A 23562-nucleotide genomic window follows, 5' to 3' on the forward strand; every position below is an offset into this window, starting at 1 on the left:
GATATACTGTATGGATATACAGTATATTGGCACTTATGGTACTTATTCCCTCAAATATCACCGCTCCAGAAAGCACTCTAAGCCAGGCTCCACAAGCCTTAGGGGCGCATTTTGATGCTTTTGAGCTCAAGTTACTTAGTCACCGTATTTCCGCTGGATTTCCGAGTCCAGCTGCTGATTATGCAGAAGAGGGTCTGGATCTCAACCGCTACCTTGTAGAAAACAAACCAGCCACCTTTATGTTTACCGTGAAGGGTGATTCGATGATGGGCGCTGGCATTTGTGACGGCGATAAGGTGGTGGTCGATAAGGCCCTCAAGCCAAAACATAAAGACATCGTTGTTGCCGTAGTTGACGATGAGTACACCATTAAGCGTCTGTATCAGTTGCGCGGCCGCATTGAACTTCAACCAGAAAACCCAAACTACCAACCCATCACTTTTAACGAAGGTAGCCAGTTACAAATCTGGGGTGTAGTTGTGGGGGTGGTGCGCAAATACAGTCACGCCAGTAGCCGAGGGAGTCATCAATGAACTCCACCCCAATCATGCCCAACAAAACTGAGCAGCTCTTTGCGTTGGTGGATGTCAATAATTTCTATGTCTCCTGTGAGCGGGTCTTTGCTCCCAAGTTAGAAGCCGTGCCGATGGTCGTGCTCTCCAATAATGATGGCTGCGCAGTAGCGCGCAGTGCTGAGGTAAAAGCGCTTGGTGTGAAGATGGGTACCCCTTGGTTTCAGATGCAAGAGTTGGCGAAGAAGCATGGTATTCAGGCTTGTTCGTCTAACTACACCCTCTATGGCGATATGAGCGAGCGCGTGGTTCAGGTGCTACGCAAGTTCACACCGAACCTAGAGGTTTACAGTATTGATGAAAGCTTTCTGCGGATAGAGACGGTACTTAAGCAGTACGCCAGCCCAGGTGATCTAGGTAGCAAGATCAAACAAACCGTCAAAGACACCACAGGTCTGCCTGTTTGCGTGGGCATTGGCGCGAGCAAAACCTTGGCCAAGTTGGCTAATCATCTGGCTAAGAAGCATGCTCAATTTGCTGGTGTGTGTGATGTTGAAGCCATGCCCAAGGAGGTGCTTTATCAATGGATGACTGAGACTGCAGTGAGTGAAGTCTGGGGCATTGGCAAACAAATGACCAAGAAGCTCAAGGCATTGCAGATCAATACTGTGTTTGATCTTCTGCAGGCCTCCCCACAATTAATGCGTCAACAGTTTGGCGTGGTAATTGAGCGTATTTGCTATGAGTTGCGTGGCGTCTCTTGCTTGGAGTTGGAGGAGGTTGCCCCCGCTAAACAGCAAATCGTTTCATCACGCAGCTTTGGCAGGCCAGTTACCGCCCTAGAGGAGCTGATTGAATCTGTCGCAATGCATGCCGCCAGAGGTGCTGAAAAATTACGCGCTCAGAACTCAGTAACGGGCGCGCTGGTGGTATTTATTCAGACCAATCCATTTAAGCAGAACGAAGAGCAATATCACCGCAGTGTTTCAGTACCGCTGAGCGATCCAAGTGATAACACCTTAATGCTCACGAACGCCGCTATTGCGGGCTTAAAGCAAATCTATAAAAGCGGCTTTCGTTACAAGAAGGCGGGCGTGATGTTCACGCTATTGGCTGATAAACCTACTGTGCAGCAATCATTATTTGAGGATATGGAAGTGAAAGGCAAGTCTGCTGGATTAATGAAAGCCATGGACTCGATTAACACTCGGTTTGGTAAGTCTGTGATTCGTTCTGCAGCCGCCGGCACTAAACAAGACTGGCAAATGCGCTCAGGCAACCGATCACCCAATTACACCACCCGGTGGGATGAATTACCCGTAGTCCAGTAATCAATTAAATAGATAAACGTAGTAACCCAAATTAACTAGGAGAGAAAAATGACTTTACTCAATAACTTCAACGGCATTTCACTCGTACTCATCATGATTTTTTCATATTGCGTAGTTTTAAAAAATACGAGTCGTGGTGAGCGCTCAAAGACATCCTTCTTTGGCAAAAATTACCAATAAGAAAAATGCATTCAAGAATTGCAGTAGCAATAGCAGTGCGCCTAGATGGGGGATAAGGAAATCACGGATTCCTTATTCCCTAGTACAGGCTTTATTTAGCTTCGAGTGCTTTGCATAAATGTGGCGAGACGTTGTCTTGCCGCAGCATCCACTGCTTGTAGTCAGTCGGCACTTGGCTGATAAGCTCACCCTTGTGCTTGCCAAATGGCATCACCGTCGGAATGCGTGCTTTCTCGGACATTTCCCAAAAGGCTTCCAGAGAAGTGGGGTGTAATTTATCAATAATTTGCGCAACAATCTTCGAGCAGATCCAGACATCGGCTAAGGCGCTATGGGCATTGCGTAATTGTTCTCTGGCGCTACTGCGTTCAAAGTGATAGAGCAGGGCGCTTTGCGTGTGGCTATCAAGCTCAGGCCATAGGCTACGTGCCAAGGCAAGCGTACAAATCCGTTTGACCTCGGGGCTGCCAATGGCGACCCAATCAAAATCAATGTTGTGACCAATCAGGTACTTGGTGCCAGCCGGCAGTCTAAAAGAGCTGCTCGATGGGCAATTGACTAATTCTTCATCCATGATGTGATGCGTAGCTAGAGCACCAAGACTAATTGGCTTGCCTGGGTTGTAACGCTGTACCCAGGGGTTGCCCACTTCAAATGGGGTAAGCGAGATCACATCGAGAGATGCTGCCTCAATAATGACTGCATCGTTCTTATCGGTGGCTTCAACATCAAAAATAATGGCTTGGGGCATAAGTACTCGGTTTGGTAATTTAAAGGCTATTGTGCCTTGATTAACCGGCTTATGCGACTTGAATGAGACAGAGGATCATGAGATCTCAGGCCGCCTTTAATTCAAATTTAATCGTTTTCCCAAGCGCTGTAGCTGCGCGAGCCAATGTAATGAGGGTTAGGCTGGTATCACTCTCATCGAGTAGGCGGTTTAAGGCTGCTCTACTGGTATGCATTTTCTTGGCCATGAGTGTTTTTGTGAGTTTTTGTTTCTGCATCTCTTGTTCAATTTGCCATGTAATAACCCGTTTGACGGCTACCGCAGTGGAGCGTTCAAGAATTGACTCTTCTTTTAAGAAGGAGTCAAAGTTGCTACCAATATGTTTTTTCTTCATGAGTGTCTCCTTAACAACTTAACCCTATTTTTTGCTAAATCCATATCCGACTGAGAGATCTTCTGCTGGTTCTTGATAAATCCGTGAACGAGAACGATGGATTTGCCATCAATAACAAATAACACCCTTGCAATTGCACTTCTTAAGTTGCATCTCACCTCCCAGATATCACTTTCAAGGTGTTTAATCAGAGGCATGCCTAAGGGCCAGCCAAATTGGACGGTTTTAATGTCCTCACCAATACGCTTTTTATCTTCTAGGTTCAATGATTGAAGCCACTGTCGGACCGGCTCATTCCCAGCTTCTGTTTTATAAAAGTAAACCTCAAGGATTGGATTTTTCATCCAATGATCGTATCAATAATGGTACGTATATTACATCAGATATTACTTAATAAGTAACAAGAAAGGGGCGCTTTTGCATCAGTCAGAAGCTTTAAAAGCTGGTAGGTGATGAACGGATGTAATGATTATTGAGATAGGGTAGGGTGGATGAGCCAAACCCCCGGCACTGGCAGAAATTGGGTTTGGCTGCTTCGTTCCCGACCTGACCAGGTTATCCAACCCACCATGCGGGGAGGCCCATCCAATTCTATTTTAGCCTTGTTAGAATGGTGACTATGACATCTTTGGCTTTAGCCCGTTCGTGGCGCCCTAAAACCTTCTCCCAATTGGTAGGACAAGACCATGTGGTCAAAGCCCTGACCCATGCCTTGGATCAAGGGCGACTGCACCATGCTTGGCTCTTTACAGGTACTCGTGGTGTGGGTAAGACGACCATCGCCCGCATTATGGCAAAAGCCCTCAATTGCACCGGGTCGGATGGCTCGGGGAAGATGACCTCAGAGCCCTGTGGCAAATGCCCCGCTTGTCTTGAGATCGACGCAGGCCGCTTTGTTGACTATATTGAAATGGATGCAGCGAGCAACCGTGGTGTTGACGACATTGCTGCACTATTAGAGAAGGCTGCCTACGCACCAAGCAATGCGCGTTACAAGGTGTACATGATTGACGAGGTGCATATGCTCACCAATCACGCCTTTAATGCCATGCTCAAAACACTGGAAGAGCCACCAGAGCACGTCAAATTTATTCTAGCAACTACCGATCCCCAAAAGATCCCAGTCACCATTTTGTCGCGTTGCTTACAGTTCAACCTCAAGCAAATGCCAGTACCGCTCATCGTGGAACATTTAGAAAAAGTACTGGCTGCTGAGAATGTGCAATACCAGGCCAACGCCCTACGTGTATTGGCTAAAGCAGCGCAAGGCTCGATGCGCGATGCCTTATCTTTAACTGACCAAGCGATTGCATATGCGGCCGGTATCGTTTCTGAAGAAGCGGTACGAGGCATGCTGGGCACCCTTGATGATGCTTATCTAGTGCGCATTCTGGATTCTTTGACTGCCAAAGATGGTGCCGCACTGTTAGCAACTGCAAATGAGATGGGCGAGCGCAGTATGTCTTTCTCATTGGCCTTAGCCGATCTGTCAAGTCTCTTGCAAAAGATTGCCGCCGCACAAGTAGTACCCGAGTCTGTATTGGAAGATTGGCCGGAGGCGGGCGATATTCGCCGCTTGGCCCAATCTCTGTCTAGGGAAGAAGTGCAACTCTTCTATCAAATTAGCATCACCAGTCGCCCAGACTTATCGCTCGCACCAGATGAGCAAACTGGTTTTGCGATGACACTCTTGCGGATGTTGGCCTTTCGTCCTGGATCTGAAACGGTAAGAGCGGGAGGTGGTACTGTGCCTCCGCCCCCATCAGCAACTCCAAGACCAAGCGCTCCAGCGCCTGCTACAAGGCCTGCGCCCACTACTTCAGCTGCCCCACTTGCGCCAACTGTGTCTGCTCCTGCAGCGCCAGCAGCAGCGATGGCAACTGCTCATGCTGCCGATCGTCCCGACTGGCACGCCTTGATGCGTCAGTTGCCAGTGCGCGGTTTAGTGCAGCAATTGGCGTTTCAGACTGAGCTACAGGTTTGGGACGATTCTCCTGCTGGAGTGCGCGCCACGATCGTGACACCCATGCCGCAATTGGCCTCCGAGGCTTCAGTAGGTCGCTTGGCAGATGCCTTAACTGCGCACTTCGGTAAACCTGTAAAGGTACTCGTTGAAAAGGGTGAAGTAGAGGGCAAGACCGTTGCCAAGGTTGATGCGCAAATACATCAAGAGAAGCGCCAGAATGCAGAGCAAATGATTGCTGCTGATCCATTTATTCAGCAACTCGAGAAAGAATTCGGAGCCAAGGTAGTTGGCGGCTCTGTTAAAGCGCTTTAAGTAATGAATCAGTAATACAAAATAAATGAAGAACTAAGGAAAAGAAGCGATGATGAAAGGTGGACTGGCTGGCTTGATGAAACAGGCTCAGCAGATGCAAGAGAAGATGAAGGTAGCGCAAGAGCAATTGGCTGCTCTTGAGGTGACTGGTCAAGCCGCAGGCGGCGTAGTCAAAGTCACCATCTCTGGCAAATACGATATGAAGCGTGTGCAAATTGATCCAGCCGCCATGGATGATCGCGAGATGTTGGAAGACCTCATTGTGACTGCCTATACCGATGCTTTTAAGCAAGTGGAAGCTGCTAGTGCCCAAGTGATGTCTGGTGCTACTGCTGGTATGCCAATGCCCCCTGGATTTAAGTTGCCCTTCTGATGGCGCGTCACGAAGCACCTCAAGATGCACTTGGTCGTTTGATTGAGGCCTTACGCGTATTACCAGGAGTGGGACCAAAGTCTGCGCAACGTATGGCTTTCTACCTACTTCAACATGATCGCAATGGCGCAGCTGTCTTGGCCAAGTCATTGGGTGAAGCGGTCGAGACCGTAGGCCACTGCGCCCGTTGCAATACCTTCTCCGAAACGCACGTATGTGGCACCTGTGCCGATGAGCGTCGTGATCCGTCATTGCTGTGTATTGTTGAAACACCCGCTGACCAGGTGATGGTAGAGCAAACCCTGAGCTTCAAAGGCAATTACTTTGTATTGATGGGCCGCATTTCACCGCTTGATGGCATGGGTCCGAATGAAATTCATTTTGATCGTCTGCTCAATCGCATTGAATCTCCTGATACGGGTGTGCCCGTTCGAGAGGTGGTTCTAGCAACCAATTTCACCAGTGAGGGTGAGGCAACCGCCTATTACATCGGAGAAGTGCTGAAAATTAAGGGCATTAAAGTGACTCGTATCGCCAGAGGTATTCCAGTGGGTGGCGAGCTTGAGTATGTGGATGCGGGTACTTTGGCGCGTGCTTTGATGGATCGCCGTACCGTCGGCTAATTGGTCTGGGCCCGCTATAAATAGAGGTCGAAAAGAAGATGTCACAAATATGACATCGTCTGCATTTATTGTTCCATCTTTAAACAGGTTTTGAGTATGGGCTATTTCTTACGCCTATTCCCTGCGGCTGTATTGCTCCTATCCATGGGGGCCGTTCCTTTTGCTCACGCTGATTCAGAAATCGACGGAGTAGGGGCCACCTTTCCAATGCCCATCATGCAATCTTGGGCAGAGGCTTATCAAAGTCAAAAAAATATCAAGGTGAACTATTTAGGAATCGGTTCTGCTGAAGGCATTAAGCGCATTACTGCGCGCACAGTTGATTTTGCTGTAACTGATATTGGATTGACTCAATCCGAGTTATCTCAAGATGACTTAATGCAATTTCCCTTGGTGGCAGGGGGCATCACTCCAGTAATTCATTTGCCAGGCATTTCATCGGGTCAGTTGCGCCTCACCGGCTCAGTGCTGGCGGATATCTTTTTGGGTAAGGTCACTTATTGGGATGATGTAGCCATTCAAAATCTCAATGCCACCATCTCTTTGCCGCACTTAGCAATTACAGTCATTCATCGCAAAGATGGTTCGGGCACCAGCTTTACCTTTACTGGCTACCTTGCAAAGGTAAGTCCAGAATGGGATCAGCGTTTTGGTATTGGCTCGAGTTTGCAATGGCCGGTAGGTGAGGCAGCAGCAGGTAATAGTGGGATTGCCAAAACTGTTGCACAAACAGAGGGTTCGATTGGCTATGTTGAGTTTCGTTATGCGCAAAAGTCTAAACTGACAACCATCAATCTAATTAACCGCGACGGTAATAATGTTGCCCCAAGCCTCGATACCTTCATGCAAGCCTACAAACAGGCTCACTGGCATAAGGCAAGTTATTATCAGTCCCTGACAGATTTACCCGGCGCCAATAGCTGGCCTATCGTTGCTATGTCTTATGTGCTTATTCATGCGACGCGTAATGAGCGTGAAGATGCGCTACAAACTTTGCATTTCTTGGAATGGATTTATGCCAATGGGGCGCTTGCTGCGCAAGAAGCTAGCTATATTCCCATTACCGATGAAGCGCTTATTCAGGCCTTTGCTGCCCGCTGGAAGCAAGTCAAGGACGAGCAGGGTAACGCCGTTTTGAAATAATATGCAAAGCAAACGCCTATTCTCTCTATTGATGCTCGCTGGTCTATTGATGGCTAGCTTATCGCCATTATTGGTTAATGCAAAAGGGGTGCCAGTCTCACTCAATCTATCGAAGAATTTTAGAAATCTGATCATTCAGGGCGAGCGCTCAGAAATTGTGGCTTGCATGGTGGCCAGTAATCGCTACTTCAAAAATGCACCTGATTTTGCAGAAATGCGCTGGCTCGATTCAACTTCTCAAACGGCTTTAATGCATGAGAAAGAAGTCGATCATCATTTGACTCGCATCATTGCACTGCATGCTGAAGCCATTCCAAATACCAATACCTTCTTTAAACCATGGACGCCAGTCAAGATTGAATGTATTCAGGTGGATGAAGGTGATCCTCAGGTGAAGGTCGCTGTGGCTATAGAGGCTAAGTAAGCCGGTGACTTTATATAAATTACCCCTCTCGCTATTGTGCTTTGCCCTTTGTGCTGCAATCTTGCCAGCTACTGGCTATGCGCAAGTCCAGTTCGCGATAGGCTCCAGTGTGGATGATATGGAAGGCGCCAAGGTAGCAGTAGAAGGCGAAACACCTCCAGCAGATCAGCGTTGGAATATTCACGGGCAGGCAACTTGGGTAGATCAATATCACCCTACCTTTAATGCGCCTTATAGTGGCACGAATAGTTTGACGCCTCACAGCAATAGCGCCGAAACCTTTGATGCGACACTCTATTTAGGGGTGAAGTTATGGGATGGCGGTGAGGCCTACTTCAATCCGGAAATTGACCAAGGCTTTGGCTTAAGCAATACCTTGGGTCTGGCAGGCTTCTCCAGTGCGGAAGCATATAAGGTCGGCAATAACAACCCATACTATCGCACGCCACGGGCATTCATCCGTCAAACTTTTAATTTGGGTGGCGATTTAATTGAGCTCGAAGATCAAGCGAATCAATTGGCCAAAACCATCACATCCAATAATGTGATTATTACTGCTGGTAAGTTCTCGGTGGTTGACATCTTTGATACCAATACCTATGCCCATGACCCAAAAGGAGACTTCTTGAACTGGGCTGGTGTGGATGCGGGCGCATTTGACTATGCGGCGGATTCTTGGGGTTATACCTACGGCGGTGCGATTGAGTGGAATCAAGATTGGTGGACTTTGCGAGCTGGCTACTTTGATCTATCGATTGTTCCAAATAGCGAAAATATTGATATTGGGTTTAAGCAATACGAGTTGGTCACTGAGCTTGAAGAGCGTCATGAAATTGATGGCCATAAAGGCAAATTCAAGGTTTTGGGATTTGTAAACCGCGGCAATATGGGTTCGTATAGCAATGCGGTTGCCTTGGCGCAGCAAACCGGCACGACCCCTGATACTTCATTAGTGAGACGCATGGCTTGGCGTCCTGGGATTGCGTTGAACTTTGAACAAGAGATCAACCCCAGCGTTGGATTATTTGCACGCGCCAGCCAAAATAATGGCGCTCAAGAGGCCTATGAGTTTACTGATATCAATCAGTCAGTCACCGCGGGTCTCTCATTTAAGGGCGATCTTTGGAATAGACCAATGGATAGTATTGGCGTTCAGGGCATCGTGAACGGAATCTCTAAGGAGGCCCAGCAGTATTTTGCAATGGGTGGTCTTGGAGTGCTGGTGGGTGATGGTGCTTTAACTTATGGTTTGGAGCGTATCTCTGAGGTGTATTACAACCTGGGCGTAGCTAAGCACCTCGCTTTTGGATTTGACTACCAGCACGTGGTTAATCCTGCATACAACGCGGCCCGTGGCCCAGTTAATATCTTCGGTATTCGCGTACACGCAGACTTCTAATGGATTGCTTGATGGTTTTTAGTTGGCTAAGGGCAAGCGAACAATAAAGCGAGATCCAGCACCCTCTTTGCTTTGCACCTGAATATCACCTTCGTGCAAAGAGATTGCCATTTTTACTAGATGTAATCCTATGCCAGTACCGCCAATGCCAGTCACGTTACTGCCGCGGTGATAACGCTCAAAGAGTTGTGCCATATCTTTTTCTGGAATACCAATTCCCTTATCCTCAATGGTGATCACAGCAAAATCCCCTGCAGCATAAGCGGTAACACGGATCTCTTTATCGGCATTGGAGTACTTAATCGCATTCGAAATGAGATTGCTAAAGATCAAAAATAAAAGATCTTGGTCGCCAAATACCAACATCGGCTGCTCGTCATAATCAAAGCGAATCTGGCATTGAGGATTGTTTTCTTCGTTGATGCGACACACGTCGGCAATCAGCTTACACGGATCGAGTTTCCTTGGGGCAAAGGGAAGTTGTGATGTGCCATCGTAAAGACTGCTCGAGGTGATGATGTTTTCCATCACCTTGGTTACCCGCTTGACGGAGTTGCGAATCTTATGGGCACGCTCGACAATGTCATGTGAACTAATGGGTTCACGTAACTTAATCAGGCGCTGCGCCTGACCGTCAATAATCGTGAGCGGAGTGCGAAACTCATGGGAGACCATGGAAATAAAGTTACGCTGCAACTCCGTCATCCGCTGCTCAAGATGTAGCTTCTCTTCGAGTGATGAAGCTTGTTCAATCAGTTTGAGTTGGCTCTGAGAGAGGGCAATCGCATTTTTTTGGAAGATCACTACCGCACGACTCATCTCACCGATTTCATCTGGGCGATCAGTGCCCTTAATTTCAATATCGGTTTGATTGGCCGCTAAGGTGCGCATCTTGTCAGCTAGAGCCAGCAAGGGTAGGGCAATCTTAGTGCGGATGTAATACAGTAAATAAGCGATACAAAAAATCGTAACTAAAAATGCCAGCAATATCAGCTTTTGAGCCTGAGAGTAAATATTGGCCGCGTAATCACTGGCGCTACTAGCACCTTTAACGGTCTGGGAGGTGAGGGTGCTCAATGAAGTGCTCGCTGTTGCAAAATCAATCCGAGATTGACCCATATAGAGTTTGCGCGCTTGATCTGCTTTACCGTTTTTATACAGACTTAACACTTCATCTGAAGTCTTTTTATACCTCTCCCAGTCTTGTTCAAACTCCTGAAAGGTCTTTAATTCTGCTGGACCATGTTTCATAGTTTGATACTTCTTTTCTGTCAAAGAAATAATTTCCTTGAGGGTAATAATTTCTTCGCGAGCACTTTTTTCCACGCTAGGATTTTCAGAAAGAATCAGGTTTGCCTCAGCCGCCCGGTAGTCGGAAGTATCGTTATTTAAGTCACCCAGGAAGAGTGTGCTTTGGAGCCAGTGTCCGCGGATATCAGCCGAAGCTTCATTCACCTCATTGAGTTTGCTAAAACTAAAGAGCCCTAGCCCCAGCGTTAAAAAGAAAATAAGCAGAGAAAACAGAATAATTTGCGTTCTGAGGGATCTCTGGACTAACAAGTTAGAATTCACTAGGGCATCACTGAAGTAGGGATTAAGAGGCTGTTTTTACTCACAGGACATCTTAATACACCATAAGTGTTTGGAAAACATGGAAGCAGATAAAAAGACCATCAAAATCCTCTGTATTGAAGATGAGGAAGAGACTGCCAAGTTATTGGAGGAAGATCTTTCTGAGCGGGGCTATGAAGTGGCGCTTGCTTTTAATGGTCAAGATGGCTTAAAAGCCATACTGAATAATTCCCCGGATCTAGTGCTGTGCGATATCGGTATGCCCGTCATGTCGGGTTTAGAGGTTTTGGAGAGACTCACGGCAGTATCCCCTCGATTAATGCACGTTCCCTTTATCTTTTTAACGGCATTGAGTGATCGCGATAGTGAGCTAAAAGGCCGTAAATTAGGCGCTGACGATTACGTTACTAAGCCAATTGACTTTGATGTATTGGCTACGATTATTGAAGCCCGCTTATCGCGGGTCGCCAGAATGGACGTCTGGCCTAAAGAGGTGCAGCTCAATCCGCGAGAAACAGAAGTACTGACATGGTCGGCGCGTGGCAAAACCTCTGATGAAATCGCCTCGATCTTGGGTTTAAGTAAGCGCACAGTTGACTTCCATTTTGATAATGCCCGTACCAAATTAAACGTATCGACCAGAACCCAGGCGGTTGTCAAAGCCATGGCAGGGCGCTTAATTGATGCTTAGCCTACTTTTGATACTTTGCCCTATGAACATAGGATAATCAGGTCATGCACATACTTTTATCAAATGACGATGGCTATCTAGCCCCAGGAATCTTGGCTCTCTATAAAGCCTTACAGCCTTTGGGTCGAGTTACTGTGATTGCGCCTGAGCAAAACCATAGTGGTGCCTCAAATTCTTTAACCTTGTCACGCCCGCTCTCGATTCATCGCGTTGCTGGTGGTGAGCGTGATGGCTTTATGTTTGTGAATGGCACACCAACTGATTGTGTGCATATTGCCATGACAGGTTTCTTAGATGAAAAGCCAGACTTAGTCGTCTCTGGAATTAATCAGGGTGAGAATATGGGCGAAGACGTTCTGTACTCAGGCACTGTCGCCGCTGCGATTGAAGGTGTCATGTTTGGCGTACCAGGTATTGCATTTTCACAAATTGATCGCGGCTGGGATCGCATTGATGACGTCGCTAAGGCAGCTCACGATATCGTTGCTCAAGCATTAGTTTCCCATTTGTCACATACCGATGGCACCGCTCCTTTGCTCAACGTTAACATTCCTAACCGTCCTTATGCTGATTTATATCGTTGGCGTGTCACCCGCTTAGGTACGCGTCATCACTCTCAGCCGGTGGTAATTCAAAAAAGTCCACGGGGTGAAGACATCTATTGGATTGGTCCAGCAGGTGACGCTAAAGACAGTTCTGAGGGAACGGATTTTCATGCAATCGATGATGGTTGCATCTCCATTACACCAATGCAGTTAGATCTAACGCACCATGCCCGCCTAGCAGCTATGCGTGCCAATGGTTGGGATCGCGGTTGAAACCAGCGGCTGAACGATTTTCTGGGCACCGCCAAGCACTTGCTGCAAAGGTGCTTGCCGCAGGGGTAAAGCATCACAAAACATTGGAAGCCATTGCCACCGTGCCACGCCATGCATTTATGGATGCCGGTTTGCATCCCCAAGCTTACGAAGATTCTGCATTGCCAATTGGGCACCAACAGACTATCTCCAAGCCTTCAGTGGTCGCCCGCATGATTGAGATTTTGCATAAGCCCAGACATTCATTAGGCAAAGTCCTGGAAATTGGCACTGGCTGTGGTTACCAGGCTGCTGTCTTGAGTCTTTTGGCAGAAGAAGTCTATTCCATCGAGCGCATTCGCCCACTACATGATATGGCCAGGGCTAAATTGCGACCTTTTCGGATTAATAACTTGCGCCTGATCTATGGTGATGGCATTTTGGGCCTACCTCAGGCAGCCCCATTTGACGGAATTATTCTGGCTGCTGCTGGTTTAGGCATCCCAGATGCCTTATTAGATCAGTTGGCGATAGGGGGGCGTTTGGTAGCGCCGGTGGTTAAAAACGAAAAAGAGCAGCAATTGGTAATGGTGGAGCGGATGAGTTCCCAGCGCTACCAAAGAACTGTGCTGGACGAGGTCTTTTTTGTCCCCTTACAATCAGGGGTAGTATGAGATTAAACGTCTATTCCATGCCTAAATTGATGCCTAGAGTACTTAGCCTCTTATTTGTAGCGAGCCTACTAGTTTTGGCGAGTGGGTGCTCAGCACCTCGCACTAAACCAGCCAATGTGACTGATCGCACTGCTGGTAGTTCTGATGAACCAGCACCTGCTGGTTATTACCGCGTGAAGAAGGGTGATACCTTGGCGCGTATTGCAATCGATCATGGGCAATCACCAAAGGATGTCATTGCTTGGAATAACCTAGCAAACCCCAATCAAATTGAAATAGGCGATCTGATTTTGATCAAGCCGCCAGCAGGATCTAAACCGGTGGCCAAACCGATTGCTAAGCCAGCGGTAATCAGTGCTCCTGATGCGCCTACACCGAAGGCCAAAGAAATTAGTAAGTCCGACGCTAAGGCAGACGTGGCGTCAGAGGCCGTTGTGGCAGAGCCCGGCATTCGCTTGTCTCAACCCGCTAAGGGCTCTGTTACTGGAGCCTATTCTGAGACCAATAAAGGTATCGATATAGCCGGTAAGTTAGGTGATCCAGTGCTGGCAGCTTCAGGCGGTAAAGTCGTTTATGCCGGTAATAGTTTGCGCGGTTACGGTAACTTGGTCATTGTTAAGCATGACAACACCTATTTAACAGCCTATGCCCACAACAGCAAACTCTTGGTGAAAGAGGGTGATACTGTGACTAAGGGTCAAAAGATTGCCGAGATGGGTGATACCGATGCGAATGCAGTCAAATTGCATTTTGAGTTGCGTGTGAATGGCAAGCCGGTTAATCCTCAACCATACCTACAACAATAAGTAGCGGATGTTGAATTGGCATTAGCAACAGCGCTTGTATTTGATATTGAGACTATTCCTGATGTAGCGGGATTGCGTCGTCTGGAGGATTTTCCAGCATCCGTGTCAGATGCGGAAGTTGCTGAAAAAGCAATGGCCGCTCGAGTCGCTAAGACTGGTAGTGAATTTCTTCCTCTCTACTTGCAACGTATTGTGGCGATTTCTTGTGTGATTCGTCGCACGACCAAAGAAGGTGCTCCACAAATTAAAGTCGGCACGCTCGGTACGCCCGAAGATGATGAAAAGGTGCTCATCCAAGCCTTCTTCGATCTGATTGAAAGGTACACCCCCCAACTGGTTTCCTGGAACGGTAGTGGCTTTGATTTACCAGTGCTGCATTACCGCGCACTTGTAAACCATATACAAGCACCGCGCTATTGGGAAATGGGTGAGAGTCACGAAAACGATAGCCGTGAATTTAAGTGGAATAACTACATCAGTCGTTATCACATGCGCCATCTGGATTTGATGGATCTCTTAGCCAAATTTAACGGCAGAGCCAATGCCCCTTTGGATAGTTTGGCTAAGCTCTGTGGTTTTCCGGGAAAGATGGGAATGGATGGTAGTCAAGTTTGGCCGGCTTTTCAGGATGGCAAGATTGATGATATTCGCCGTTATTGCGAAACTGATGTGGTTAATACTTATTTGATGTATTGCCGCTTTCAGTTATTACGCGGTGGTTTCTCTTTAAAGGAATACCAGGATGAAATTGCCTTTGTCAAAGCCTACCTAGAACAAGAATCCAAAGAGCCTCATGGCTCACAATGGCAAGAATACCTTTTGGGCTTTACTCCTGATGCGTAGAGAAGAAAAGCCAGTCAATATTGAAGTGCTTGAGCCAATCCGCGTTGAAGCCCTCGATTTAGATGCCCAAGGAATTGCACGCCTGGTGCCAAATGAGGAAGAGGCGGTGCAAGGCCATAGCGGCAAAGTCATTTTTATACAAGGTGCGTTACCGACTGAGTTGGTGAGTTACACCATCACGCGTGATAAAGCGCGTTTTAGCAAAGCCAAGGTCAGGCAAATTATCAAACCAGCAGTCTTTCGTGCGCAGCCCAAGTGTGCTGCCTTTGGGGTGTGTGGCGGTTGCACTATGCAGCATTTAGATATGCGCGCGCAAATTGCGATGAAGCAACGCGTCTTAGAAGATGATCTGAGCCATCTTGCCAAAGTAAAGCCTGAAGAAATTCTCCGGCCGATGGGCGGTCCTGCTTGGGAGTATCGCCATCGTGCCCGCTTAAGTGCAGTCAACCGCTCGATTAAAAAAGGTACGGTATTGATTGGCTTTCATGAGGGAAAGAGCGGCTATGTTGCTGACATGCGCGCCTGTGAAATCCTTCCCAAACATGTCTCTGATTTATTGCCAAAGATGCGCACGCTCGTAATGGGTTTATCCATTGTCGATCGCATGCCGCAAATTGAAATCGCCGTTGGCGAGCCTGAGGACCCCCATTCTGATGATCCAATGAAAGCTCGGCCAGTAACTGCTTTAGTGTTTCGTAATCTACAGCCCTTAACGCCAGCCGATGAGCAATTGCTAAAAGACTTTGCCGATGAACATCATGTATGGATTTGGCTTCAACCCAAGGGCATTGAAACAGTTGCTCCATTCTATCCATTGACCGGTAAGCTTTGTTATCGCCTACCTGAGTTTGCAATCGAGATGCCGTTTAAGCCAGCGGATTTCACGCAAGTCAATCACATGATGAATCGTGCGCTCGTCAGTAAAGCCATTCGCTTGTTAGAGATCAAGCCAGAGCACCGTGTCTTAGATCTCTTTTGCGGTATTGGTAATTTCACCTTACCTTTAGCAAGACGGGCTCGCAGCGTCTTGGGTATTGAAGGTCTAGCAAGCTTAACTGCGCGCGCCAAAAACAATGCCGAGCACAATGGCCTCGTAGACAAAGTGAGCTTCATGCAAAGTGATTTATTTGAAGTAACAACAGAGACGATTGCATCTTGGGGCAAAGCAGAGCGCTGGTTGATGGATCCACCTCGCGAGGGCGCGATGGAGATATGTAAGTCTTTAGCCTTACTGCATCAAATTTCTGCTCAGCCAGCAAATGCGCATTTAAATGAGTTAATGCCAGAGCGCATTGTGTATGTCTCATGCAATCCCAAAACACTGGCTCGCGATGCCGAGATTTTGTGTCACCAAGCCGCTTACACTCTGAAGGGTGCGGGGATTGTCAATATGTTCCCCCATACCTCACACGTAGAATCAATTGCCATCTTTCAGAAGACCCTTATTTAAAGGCCTCTAGAGCCAATTCTGCACGTATTAGCTGTCTCGTTTATGCTCTTGTTTTACGACATTCACCCCCCATTTCAAGTTATAAAGGTATCTAAATGAGTTTGCTTTTCTCCGAATACACCCTAGGTTCACCAAGAGGACCTTTAACTTTGGCCAACCGCATTGTGGTGGCCCCAATGTGCCAATACTCAGCTGTCAATGGAGAGGCCCAAGACTGGCATCTAATGCATTGGGCCAACTTGCTCAATAGCGGTGCTGCGCTGTTCATTATTGAAGCTACCGGCGTGGTGCCAGAAGGTCGTATTACTCCAGCATGTTTGGGTTTGTGGGATGACCGCACTGAAGCGGCTTTAAAAGATAAGTTAATGCGTGCTCGCCAGCTTGCACCAGTCACTCCAGTGTTTATTCAGTTGGCCCATGCCGGACGCAAAGCCTCGAGTGCTACCCCTTGGAATGGTGGACAGTTATTGCCAGTAGAGAAGGGCGGCTGGGAAACTGTTGCCCCATCTGCTATCGCTCAGTTAGATGGCGAGCGCCTTCCTCACGAGTTATCCAAAGAAGAACTCCAAGGCTTGATTTTGGCATTCGTAGAATCGGCTGTACGCGCAGATCGCATTGGTGTGGATGGTATCGAATTACATGGTGCCCATGGTTATCTCTTGCATCAATTCTTGTCACCCATTGCCAACCAACGCACCGATGAATATGGTGGTTCATTTGAGAACCGCATTCGTTTTCCGTTGGAATTATTCAAGGCTGTAAGAGCGGCATATCAAGGTGTTCTAGGCGTTCGCATCTCAGCAAGCGATTGGATTGAAGGTGGCTGGACTCCTGAAGAGACGGCTGATTTTGCTGTGCAACTGAAAGCAGTTGGCTGTGATTTTGTGCACATCTCTTCGGCAGGTATTTCTCCAAAGCAAAAAATTGCAGTTGGTCCAAATTACCAAGTGCCGTTTGCCAAAATTGTTAAAGAAAAATCTGGCTTGCCAACCATGACTGTGGGATTAATCACAGATCCACAACAAGCGGAAGATATTTTGCAAAAAGGTGATGCTGATTTAATCGCCTTAGCGCGCGCATTCTTGTACAACCCACGTTGGGGCTGGCAAGCTGCTACTGCTCTAGGGGGTGTAGTGAACTCCAATGAGCGTTACTGGCGTTGCTTGCCACGCGAAGCCCAAGCCATATTTGGTGATGTCAAAATCGGTCAGCGTTAATAGGAATTTATGAAGCAACATTCAGTAAGAGAGGCCTGGCTAGAAGATGCTGTTCGGCATTTAGAGCCCATCTTTTCCAAAGCGGGATATGCCATCCCACCAGTGCGCGTTTCTTGTGGATTCCCGGCATCGAGTAGCCCCAGAACTACCCTGGGTCAATGCTGGCCTCGTGAGCGCTCAGGTGGTGGGGTCAATGAGATTTTTATTTCCCCAAAATTAGATGAGCCCGTGCAATTGTTAGACACTTTGGTGCATGAGTTATGTCACGCTGTAGATGATTGCTTTAGTGGCCATGGTGCTGACTTTAAAGGAATTGCACAAACTGTGGGCCTGGAAGGCCCTGCACGGATGGCGCATGCTACTGAAGAATTGACTGTGAAGTTAATGATGATTAGTCAAGAATTGGGCCCTTATCCGCATCAAGCGATTGTGTTCCCGCCACCCCGCCCAAGTAATGCCAGTCGCAATAAAGCCAAGTGCGGCCAATGTGGCTATGAAGTGACTTTATTAAAACGTTGGGCAACTTACGGTGCGCCTATATGTCCCAAGGACAATATTCGCATGCAAGAGACTGAGCCCGAAACAATTGAGAACACTACCGAGCACGATAGCGAAAGTATTAAAGACACTAAATCTACCAGGGATGAAATCCGTCGGGCTATTAGCTAATTCTTAAAAAATAAACCCAATATGAACATACAAAAAATCGTCAAGAACCCAAAAATTGCTGTTATTCCAGGTGATGGTATTGGTAAAGAGGTGATACCAGAAGGTCTGCGTGCTTTAGAGGCTGTAAATAGTCAATTTAATATCGGTATGCAGTTTGATCATTTTGATTTTGCAAGCTGTGACTATTACCTCAAGCATGGCAAGATGATGCCCGATGATTGGTTTGAGACGCTGATGCAGTACGACGCCATCTTCTTTGGTGCGGTAGGGATGCCTAGCGTTCTACCGGATCATATTTCTTTATGGGGTAGCCTCATTCAGTTCCGTCGTTGCTTTGACCAATACGTTAATTTGCGTCCGGTGCGTTTATTGCCTGGTGTGCCATGCCCACTAGCGAATCGTAAGCCGGGCGATATCGATTTCTTTGTCGTACGCGAAAACACTGAAGGTGAGTATTCTTCTCTTGGTGGAAAAATGTTCCCCGACACAGATCGTGAATTCGTGGTGCAAGAATCTGTATTTACACGACATGGCGTCGATCGTATTTTGCAGTATGCATATGATTTGGCGCAAAGTCGCCCTAAAAAGCACCTCACTTCCGCCACTAAATCCAATGGCATTGCAATCACCATGCCATATTGGGATGAGCGCGTTGAAGAAATGGCTAAGCGGTACGCTGATGTGCGCACTGACAAGTATCACATCGATATATTGGCGGCTCACTTTGTCATGAATCCCGATCGCTTTGATGTAGTCGTTGCCAGTAATTTATTTGGCGACATTCTCTCGGATTTGGGTCCTGCCTGTACGGGGACGATTGCAGTAGCGCCATCAGGCAGCATTAACCCAGAGGGTAAGTTCCCCTCTTTGTTCGAGCCAGTGCACGGTTCAGCACCTGATATCTATGGTCAGATGATTGCTAATCCGATCGGGCAGATTTGGAGTGCGTCGATGATGTTGGATCACTTGGGTTACCCGGAGGCGGGTAAGAGAATTTTCAAGGCAATTGAGTCTGTATTGGCTGAAGGTCCAGCGAATTCACCTTTAACGCCAGATTTGGGTGGAAAAGGAAAAACCGATGATCTAGGTAAGGCAATCGCAGCAGCGATTTAAGATTTGCTTTAACTAGCTAGACTTGAAGGACTCCATACGGGGTCCTTTTTGCTTGCCTTAGCAATTTCAGCGAGGATCTTTTCATGTAGCTGGCAATCTTCTGCGCTTGCGCTCATGAGCTTGAGATTGGTCGGTAGTGGTTTGGTATGACCAGAGGCATCAGTACCCACTGTGTAGTCAATCAGATCAATCGATAGGTCTTCTTGGCCACGCGTCATCGCTACATAAACTTCAGCAAGTAGCTGGGCATCTAATAAAGCGCCGTGCAAAGTGCGGTGCTGATTGCTAATAGCAAAGCGCTCACAAAGTGCATCCAAGGAATTGCGCTTGCCTGGGAACATCTGCCGGGCATCGAGCAGGGTGTCGGTAATCTTGGCGGCTAGCCCCCTAAATGCAGGGCGCTTGAGTAGGGCGAACTCATTGTCTAAAAAACCCAAGTCGAACGCTGCGTTATGAATGACGATTTCTGCCCCATCCACAAATTCAATCAGCTGTTCAACAATATTGGCAAAGACCGGCTTATCAGAAAGAAATTCTCGTGACAGACCGTGAACCGCATAGGCGCCTGCATCAATATCGCGCTCTGGATTGATGTAGTGATGAAAGGTGCGATCTGTTAGGCGTCGTCCGATCATTTCTACGCAGCCGATTTCAATAATACGATCGCCAGTGGCGGGATTCAGACCCGTGGTCTCGGTATCCAGAATAACTTGACGCATGATTGATTTGCCTAGTGGAGGGTAGAGTATTGCTTCATCGATTGGATGAATTTTCTCACAGCAGGGCTCTTGCCTATGGAAGAAATTCTTCAACACCTTTATTGGCCAGTTGGTCGGCTAATTCGTTGCCTGGGTGGCCATTGTGACCTCGTACCCAATGCCAGGAGATGGTGTGATCTGGAAGTAGGGAATCTAACTCTTGCCATAAATCCGCATTTTTAACGGGGTCTTTGCTGGCCGTTTTCCAGCCCCGTTTTTTCCAGCCCTCAAGCCATTCGGTCACGCCCTTTTGCACATACTGTGAGTCGGTCCATAGTTCTACGGAGCTGCGTTGTTTAAGGGCCCGCAGTGCATGAATCACGGCACTAATTTCCATACGGTTATTAGTAGTTAGTTCGGCCCCGCCATGAATATGCTTTTCATGTCCGCCAGAGCGCAAGACCGCACCCCAGCCTCCGGGCCCAGGATTGCCCTTGCAAGCACCGTCGGTATAAATAATGATGTGGGGGAGGGTTTTGGTATCAGTCATGTGGTGTGCGATTTATGGTGCTTACTGTACTTTGTCTGGTGGTGACTTGAGTTGATTGCGTTCGGTGGCAGGACTCAGTTGCGGCATGACCGACAAACGCTTAGGTTGGATCTGCCCAATGAGGCGCACCCCTTGGTGGCGCTTAATCGCCGAAACCAAAAACACTGCACCAAAAATAGGCCACCAGCGGTTACCCATTTTTTCTAAAAAATCCATGCGCGCCATGCTGGCCTCCCCTTTTAAGGGTAGTTTGTAACAGCCAAAATGACCACGATCTAAGGAAAAATTCAATAACTGCAACCAGTCTTTGATGCGGAGTAAATTGATAAATTGCCCATCCCTGGGGAGATAGGGTGAGCCAATTAAGCGACTGAGGTATTGGCGCCCACCCCAAAGGCTGGCGGGATTAAATCCGGAAATAATCAAACGGCCCTCGGGGCGCAATACCCGGTCAGCCTCGCGCAGAATTTGATGGGGGTCTGCGGCAAATTCTAAGACGTGCGGTAAAACCAATAAATCAATACTTTCACTGGCAAATGGAAGTTCAGTAGGGTTTCCTTCAATTAAATGCCAGTGAAAACGTTTGGCCAACTCTTGATGATCATGCTCATGAATGAGTAGGGCATGCAGGGGCATCCGATTCTCGGATAGGGCGTTGATTTGGGGTAAACCGATTTGGACGGCATAAAAACCAAAGACATCAGCGACGATTTGGTCAAAACAGCGTTGCTCCCAGGCCAGTACATACTTTCCAGGGGGGGATTGCAGCCATTTTTCCCATGAGCTCCATGGTGGTGCGGGCAACTGGGAAGGGGTTGAAGGGATTGGTATCATCGGTCTATGGTGAAGAATACTTTATTGCAAGTTTGGCCCATTCCGGCCTTTGATGACAACTACATTTGGTGCATCCATGATGGCCATTCTGCACTCGTGGTCGATCCAGGCGATGCCACCCCAGTTTTGCAGTATCTGAGCGATCAGAAGCTGACATTAAAAGGAATTTTGATTACCCATCACCATGCCGATCATACAGGCGGGATTTTGCAGCTTCTAGCCGCGCTTGACCCCAAGGTTCCAGTATACGGACCAGCAACCATTGACATTCCTGGAAGAACCCATGCTTTGATGGAGGGTGACAAGATTGAGATTGCAGCACCTCGTATTACTTTTTCCGTTAATGAAGTTCCTGGGCACACCCTGAGTCACATTGCATACTTTGCCAATATGCAGGCTAACGTAGTTGAGCCCATGCTGTTTTGTGGTGACACCTTATTCGCTTCTGGGTGTGGTCGATTGTTTGAGGGCACGCCAACGCAAATGACGCAGTCGCTTGCCAAGTTTGCGGCTTTGCCAAAAAATACCCTGGTCTATTGCACACATGAGTACACCTTATCAAACATCCGTTTTGCCTTAGCGGTAGAGCCAAACAATATCAATCTTATTACCTGGGCGGAGACTGCCGCCGCATTGCGTCAACAACACCTACCAACCTTACCGACAACCATTGGGCAGGAATTGCAAGTCAACCCCTTTATGCGCTGCGATCAAGCAGAAGTCATTGCAGTAGCAAAAAATATTTCCGGCGAGAAAGACTTGCCTACTCCTGCCCATGTGTTGGCGGTGATTCGGGCTTGGAAAGATCGCTTCTGATGCGTTTGGTCTATGCGGCAATCCTGATTGCCGCCTTTCTGTCTGGTTGTGCCAGTACGGGTGATTGGTCCTCAGATACGCCGACTAAAACCAATCCGCGTGCTTCTAAAGCGGCGCGCGTCAACCTGAAGAAGCAATCGGTTAGCACTATCTACGCACCATCCAGTAATTTATGGATTCGCATTCGGGATGGCTTTGAGATGGAGCCCTCTAATAGCCCTTGGGAGGGCGAGCAACTGCGTTTGCTTACTGCGAAACCAGAGTACGTTAATCGTTCGATGGCTCGTTCATCGCGCTATTTGTTTTACATTGTGCAAGAGGTCAATGCCCGCGGCATGCCAACGGAAATTGCGCTACTTCCTTTTGTGGAGAGCGCCTTTAATCCACAGGCAAAATCGGGCGCTAAAGCTATGGGTATCTGGCAATTTATGCCGGCAACCGGTAAAGATTTTCAGCTGACTCAAAATATCTTTCGGGATGAGCGGCGTGATGTACTGCAGTCAACTGATGCGGCGCTTGATTACTTGCAGCGCTTGCACGATCAATTTGGAACCTGGGAGCTTGCTTTAGCGGCATATAACTGGGGTGCCGGAAATATTGCTAAGGCACAGAAAAAAAACTTGGCCGCGGGGCTTCCAACTGACTATGAAAGCTTGCAGTTGCCTAAGGAAACCCGTAATTACGTACCCAAGCTGATGGCATATCGACAGATCGTGCTTGATCCAGGGGCTTATGGTGTCACCCTGCCCGATTTGGAGAATCACCCTTATTTTGTGGCGGTAGATGTTGGCAGTGATATTGATGTGGCACTTGTGATTAAGTTGGCGGAAATTCCTGCTGAAGAGTTTCATGTGCTCAATCCGTCTTTTAATAAGCCGGTGATCTTGAGTGCAGCTGGTCAACAAATTTTGTTGCCTTTTGGTCATGCCGAAATCTTTCAGGAAAATCTGAAGAATTATTCCAGGCCTTTATCGTCTTGGACAGCAGTGCAGGTGGGTAAGACCGAGAGCGCTGATCAAACAGCCAAAACCTTAGGGGTTGATCCTGATGTCTTGCGTGATGTAAATGGCATTCCGAAAGGCATGCGCATTAAAGCAGGCTCTACCGTGATCATTCCTAGAAATAGTCGGCGCTTAGGCGATATTTCAGCAAATCTGGCTGACAATGCCAGCTTGAGTCTGGAGAAGCCACCTCCACCGCCCCCTCCAACACCGAAGTGCAGCAAGCCAACCAAGGGAGCAAAAGGCTCTAAAGCGGCTAAGGATTTGAAGTGCACCCCTCCAAAGTCGTATAAAGATGCCTCTAAAGTGGTCTCTAAGGGTAATTCTTCGGTAAAAACTGCCTCCACTCAGCATAAATCCGAATCGACAGTAGTTGCAAAATCTGCGAAAAATGGTAATGCAAAGCCATCCACCAAGAAGGAGGCTAGCAAAACTCAATAAATT

General features: G+C 47.8%; 26 protein-coding genes, 1 other RNA gene and 1 pseudogene. 20 read left to right on the forward strand and 8 right to left on the reverse strand.

Annotation, left to right across the window (positions count from 1 at the left end; all coding sequences use genetic code 11):
* The first annotated feature begins 35 nt into the window (after nucleotides 1-35).
* The 3 genes from M2125_RS02360 to M2125_RS02370 are packed head-to-tail and all read left to right on the forward strand — an operon-like array spanning nucleotide 36 to nucleotide 2023.
* Nucleotides 36-533 carry a LexA family protein gene (locus M2125_RS02360; RefSeq protein ID WP_198929264.1) on the forward strand — a complete coding sequence of 166 codons (498 nt, stop codon included), beginning with the start codon at nucleotides 36-38 and terminating at the stop codon, nucleotides 531-533.
* Entirely contained in the window at nucleotides 530-1843 is a 1314-nt protein-coding gene (locus M2125_RS02365) for a Y-family DNA polymerase (protein ID WP_076023048.1), read from the forward strand. The genes M2125_RS02360 and M2125_RS02365 overlap by 4 nt, the downstream gene beginning before the upstream one ends.
* Before the next feature lie 48 nt (nucleotides 1844-1891).
* Nucleotides 1892-2023, forward strand: a complete 132-nt coding sequence (locus tag M2125_RS02370) for a hypothetical protein (protein WP_269844380.1) — start codon at nucleotides 1892-1894, stop codon at nucleotides 2021-2023.
* 91 nt (nucleotides 2024-2114) lie between these two features.
* Here M2125_RS02370 and M2125_RS02375 read toward each other — a convergent pair whose 3' ends face one another.
* The 4 genes from M2125_RS02375 to ffs all read right to left on the reverse strand — a co-directional run bounded on the left by M2125_RS02375 (nucleotide 2115) and on the right by ffs (nucleotide 3733).
* Complete coding sequence (locus M2125_RS02375; RefSeq protein WP_280742424.1) at nucleotides 2115-2774, reverse strand: putative quorum-sensing-regulated virulence factor; 660 nt, start codon at nucleotides 2772-2774, stop codon at nucleotides 2115-2117.
* 85 nt (nucleotides 2775-2859) lie between these two features.
* Nucleotides 2860-3147, reverse strand: coding sequence for an XRE family transcriptional regulator (locus tag M2125_RS02380; protein ID WP_076023050.1), 288 nt, complete (start codon nucleotides 3145-3147; stop codon nucleotides 2860-2862).
* A complete protein-coding gene (locus M2125_RS02385; RefSeq protein WP_280742425.1) occupies nucleotides 3144-3491 on the reverse strand; it encodes a type II toxin-antitoxin system RelE/ParE family toxin in 348 nt (115 codons plus the stop codon). The genes M2125_RS02380 and M2125_RS02385 overlap by 4 nt, the downstream gene beginning before the upstream one ends.
* Nucleotides 3492-3634: 143 nt before the next feature.
* Nucleotides 3635-3733: signal recognition particle sRNA small type (ffs, locus tag M2125_RS02390), an RNA gene on the reverse strand.
* 33 nt (nucleotides 3734-3766) lie between these two features.
* On the opposite strand from ffs, the gene dnaX reads away from it, so the two are divergent.
* From dnaX to M2125_RS02420, 6 genes are all read left to right on the forward strand, one after another.
* On the forward strand, nucleotides 3767-5425 hold the full coding sequence (gene dnaX / locus M2125_RS02395) for a DNA polymerase III subunit gamma/tau (RefSeq protein ID WP_277539891.1): 1659 nt from the start codon (nucleotides 3767-3769) through the stop codon (nucleotides 5423-5425).
* A gap of 49 nt (nucleotides 5426-5474) precedes the next feature.
* A complete protein-coding gene (locus M2125_RS02400) occupies nucleotides 5475-5798 on the forward strand; it encodes a YbaB/EbfC family nucleoid-associated protein (protein ID WP_076023053.1) in 324 nt (107 codons plus the stop codon).
* A complete protein-coding gene (gene recR / locus M2125_RS02405; protein ID WP_280742426.1) occupies nucleotides 5798-6421 on the forward strand; it encodes a recombination mediator RecR in 624 nt (207 codons plus the stop codon). The genes M2125_RS02400 and recR overlap by 1 nt, the downstream gene beginning before the upstream one ends.
* 96 nt (nucleotides 6422-6517) lie before the next feature.
* Complete coding sequence (gene pstS / locus M2125_RS02410) at nucleotides 6518-7564, forward strand: phosphate ABC transporter substrate-binding protein PstS (protein WP_076023055.1); 1047 nt, start codon at nucleotides 6518-6520, stop codon at nucleotides 7562-7564.
* A 1-nt stretch (nucleotide 7565) separates the two neighbouring features.
* Complete coding sequence (locus tag M2125_RS02415; RefSeq protein WP_280742427.1) at nucleotides 7566-7988, forward strand: hypothetical protein; 423 nt, start codon at nucleotides 7566-7568, stop codon at nucleotides 7986-7988.
* A gap of 118 nt (nucleotides 7989-8106) precedes the next feature.
* Nucleotides 8107-9387 carry a carbohydrate porin gene (locus M2125_RS02420; RefSeq protein ID WP_076023175.1) on the forward strand — a complete coding sequence of 427 codons (1281 nt, stop codon included), beginning with the start codon at nucleotides 8107-8109 and terminating at the stop codon, nucleotides 9385-9387.
* Nucleotides 9388-9405: 18 nt separating this feature from the next.
* Here M2125_RS02420 and M2125_RS02425 read toward each other — a convergent pair whose 3' ends face one another.
* On the reverse strand, nucleotides 9406-10959 hold the full coding sequence (locus tag M2125_RS02425) for a HAMP domain-containing histidine kinase (protein WP_076023057.1): 1554 nt from the start codon (nucleotides 10957-10959) through the stop codon (nucleotides 9406-9408).
* 79 nt (nucleotides 10960-11038) lie between these two features.
* Between M2125_RS02425 and M2125_RS02430 the strand changes: the two genes are divergently transcribed.
* The 9 genes and pseudogenes from M2125_RS02430 to M2125_RS02470 all read left to right on the forward strand — a co-directional run bounded on the left by M2125_RS02430 (nucleotide 11039) and on the right by M2125_RS02470 (nucleotide 19219).
* Complete coding sequence (locus tag M2125_RS02430; RefSeq protein WP_076023058.1) at nucleotides 11039-11650, forward strand: response regulator transcription factor; 612 nt, start codon at nucleotides 11039-11041, stop codon at nucleotides 11648-11650.
* A gap of 44 nt (nucleotides 11651-11694) precedes the next feature.
* Nucleotides 11695-12468: a 5'/3'-nucleotidase SurE gene (surE, locus tag M2125_RS02435; RefSeq protein WP_280742428.1), complete on the forward strand. Its 774-nt coding sequence runs from the start codon at nucleotides 11695-11697 to the stop codon at nucleotides 12466-12468.
* 29 nt (nucleotides 12469-12497) lie between these two features.
* Nucleotides 12498-13121 (forward strand): annotated as a pseudogene (locus M2125_RS02440) (protein-L-isoaspartate(D-aspartate) O-methyltransferase); the annotation flags it as partial.
* Complete coding sequence (locus M2125_RS02445; RefSeq protein WP_083657466.1) at nucleotides 13118-13927, forward strand: LysM peptidoglycan-binding domain-containing M23 family metallopeptidase; 810 nt, start codon at nucleotides 13118-13120, stop codon at nucleotides 13925-13927. The pseudogene M2125_RS02440 and the gene M2125_RS02445, both read left to right, overlap by 4 nt.
* Nucleotides 13928-13942: 15 nt before the next feature.
* Nucleotides 13943-14770 (forward strand): 3'-5' exonuclease, encoded by an 828-nt coding sequence (locus M2125_RS02450; RefSeq protein WP_076023061.1) that lies wholly within the window; start codon nucleotides 13943-13945, stop codon nucleotides 14768-14770.
* A complete protein-coding gene (rlmD, locus tag M2125_RS02455) occupies nucleotides 14763-16220 on the forward strand; it encodes a 23S rRNA (uracil(1939)-C(5))-methyltransferase RlmD (RefSeq protein WP_280742540.1) in 1458 nt (485 codons plus the stop codon). The genes M2125_RS02450 and rlmD overlap by 8 nt, the downstream gene beginning before the upstream one ends.
* Nucleotides 16221-16315: 95 nt before the next feature.
* The gene (locus tag M2125_RS02460; RefSeq protein WP_076023063.1) at nucleotides 16316-17437 is read left to right on the forward strand and encodes an NADH:flavin oxidoreductase/NADH oxidase; all 1122 of its coding nucleotides are present in this window, start codon (nucleotides 16316-16318) and stop codon (nucleotides 17435-17437) included.
* A gap of 9 nt (nucleotides 17438-17446) precedes the next feature.
* Nucleotides 17447-18106, forward strand: coding sequence for a SprT family zinc-dependent metalloprotease (locus M2125_RS02465; RefSeq protein ID WP_277539880.1), 660 nt, complete (start codon nucleotides 17447-17449; stop codon nucleotides 18104-18106).
* Nucleotides 18107-18127: 21 nt separating this feature from the next.
* Nucleotides 18128-19219, forward strand: a complete 1092-nt coding sequence (locus M2125_RS02470) for a tartrate dehydrogenase (protein WP_280742429.1) — start codon at nucleotides 18128-18130, stop codon at nucleotides 19217-19219.
* A gap of 8 nt (nucleotides 19220-19227) precedes the next feature.
* On the opposite strand, the gene dnaQ is transcribed toward M2125_RS02470, so the two are convergent.
* The 3 genes from dnaQ to M2125_RS02485 form a co-directional block, all read right to left on the reverse strand.
* The gene (gene dnaQ / locus M2125_RS02475) at nucleotides 19228-19938 is read right to left on the reverse strand and encodes a DNA polymerase III subunit epsilon (RefSeq protein ID WP_277539879.1); all 711 of its coding nucleotides are present in this window, start codon (nucleotides 19936-19938) and stop codon (nucleotides 19228-19230) included.
* Nucleotides 19939-20011: 73 nt separating this feature from the next.
* The gene (gene rnhA, locus M2125_RS02480; protein ID WP_076023067.1) at nucleotides 20012-20467 is read right to left on the reverse strand and encodes a ribonuclease HI; all 456 of its coding nucleotides are present in this window, start codon (nucleotides 20465-20467) and stop codon (nucleotides 20012-20014) included.
* A gap of 21 nt (nucleotides 20468-20488) precedes the next feature.
* Nucleotides 20489-21301 (reverse strand): class I SAM-dependent methyltransferase, encoded by an 813-nt coding sequence (locus M2125_RS02485; protein ID WP_083657467.1) that lies wholly within the window; start codon nucleotides 21299-21301, stop codon nucleotides 20489-20491.
* Between the two features lie 6 nt (nucleotides 21302-21307).
* On the opposite strand from M2125_RS02485, the gene gloB reads away from it, so the two are divergent.
* Nucleotides 21308-22117, forward strand: a complete 810-nt coding sequence (gene gloB / locus M2125_RS02490) for a hydroxyacylglutathione hydrolase (protein ID WP_083657468.1) — start codon at nucleotides 21308-21310, stop codon at nucleotides 22115-22117.
* Entirely contained in the window at nucleotides 22117-23559 is a 1443-nt protein-coding gene (locus M2125_RS02495; RefSeq protein WP_076023068.1) for a transglycosylase SLT domain-containing protein, read from the forward strand. The genes gloB and M2125_RS02495 overlap by 1 nt, the downstream gene beginning before the upstream one ends.
* Nucleotides 23560-23562 lie beyond the last annotated feature (3 nt).

The organism is Polynucleobacter sphagniphilus, from assembly GCF_029892205.1.
Taxonomy (GTDB): Bacteria; Pseudomonadota; Gammaproteobacteria; order Burkholderiales; family Burkholderiaceae; genus Polynucleobacter; species Polynucleobacter sphagniphilus.

Coding starts and splice junctions, on each gene's coding strand:
- M2125_RS02360 (WP_198929264.1), top strand. CDS start 36: ATGGTACTTATTCCCTCAAATATCACCGCTCCAGAAAGCACTCTAAGC.
- M2125_RS02365 (WP_076023048.1), top strand. CDS start 530: ATGAACTCCACCCCAATCATGCCCAACAAAACTGAGCAGCTCTTTGCG.
- M2125_RS02370 (WP_269844380.1), top strand. CDS start 1,892: ATGACTTTACTCAATAACTTCAACGGCATTTCACTCGTACTCATCATG.
- M2125_RS02375 (WP_280742424.1), bottom strand. CDS start 2,774: ATGCCCCAAGCCATTATTTTTGATGTTGAAGCCACCGATAAGAACGAT.
- M2125_RS02380 (WP_076023050.1), bottom strand. CDS start 3,147: ATGAAGAAAAAACATATTGGTAGCAACTTTGACTCCTTCTTAAAAGAA.
- M2125_RS02385 (WP_280742425.1), bottom strand. CDS start 3,491: ATGAAAAATCCAATCCTTGAGGTTTACTTTTATAAAACAGAAGCTGGG.
- dnaX (WP_277539891.1), top strand. CDS start 3,767: ATGACATCTTTGGCTTTAGCCCGTTCGTGGCGCCCTAAAACCTTCTCC.
- M2125_RS02400 (WP_076023053.1), top strand. CDS start 5,475: ATGATGAAAGGTGGACTGGCTGGCTTGATGAAACAGGCTCAGCAGATG.
- recR (WP_280742426.1), top strand. CDS start 5,798: ATGGCGCGTCACGAAGCACCTCAAGATGCACTTGGTCGTTTGATTGAG.
- pstS (WP_076023055.1), top strand. CDS start 6,518: ATGGGCTATTTCTTACGCCTATTCCCTGCGGCTGTATTGCTCCTATCC.
- M2125_RS02415 (WP_280742427.1), top strand. CDS start 7,566: ATGCAAAGCAAACGCCTATTCTCTCTATTGATGCTCGCTGGTCTATTG.
- M2125_RS02420 (WP_076023175.1), top strand. CDS start 8,107: ATGGAAGGCGCCAAGGTAGCAGTAGAAGGCGAAACACCTCCAGCAGAT.
- M2125_RS02430 (WP_076023058.1), top strand. CDS start 11,039: ATGGAAGCAGATAAAAAGACCATCAAAATCCTCTGTATTGAAGATGAG.
- surE (WP_280742428.1), top strand. CDS start 11,695: ATGCACATACTTTTATCAAATGACGATGGCTATCTAGCCCCAGGAATC.
- M2125_RS02445 (WP_083657466.1), top strand. CDS start 13,118: ATGAGATTAAACGTCTATTCCATGCCTAAATTGATGCCTAGAGTACTT.
- rlmD (WP_280742540.1), top strand. CDS start 14,763: ATGCGTAGAGAAGAAAAGCCAGTCAATATTGAAGTGCTTGAGCCAATC.
- M2125_RS02460 (WP_076023063.1), top strand. CDS start 16,316: ATGAGTTTGCTTTTCTCCGAATACACCCTAGGTTCACCAAGAGGACCT.
- M2125_RS02465 (WP_277539880.1), top strand. CDS start 17,447: ATGAAGCAACATTCAGTAAGAGAGGCCTGGCTAGAAGATGCTGTTCGG.
- M2125_RS02470 (WP_280742429.1), top strand. CDS start 18,128: ATGAACATACAAAAAATCGTCAAGAACCCAAAAATTGCTGTTATTCCA.
- dnaQ (WP_277539879.1), bottom strand. CDS start 19,938: ATGCGTCAAGTTATTCTGGATACCGAGACCACGGGTCTGAATCCCGCC.
- rnhA (WP_076023067.1), bottom strand. CDS start 20,467: ATGACTGATACCAAAACCCTCCCCCACATCATTATTTATACCGACGGT.
- M2125_RS02485 (WP_083657467.1), bottom strand. CDS start 21,301: ATGATACCAATCCCTTCAACCCCTTCCCAGTTGCCCGCACCACCATGG.
- gloB (WP_083657468.1), top strand. CDS start 21,308: ATGGTGAAGAATACTTTATTGCAAGTTTGGCCCATTCCGGCCTTTGAT.
- M2125_RS02495 (WP_076023068.1), top strand. CDS start 22,117: ATGCGTTTGGTCTATGCGGCAATCCTGATTGCCGCCTTTCTGTCTGGT.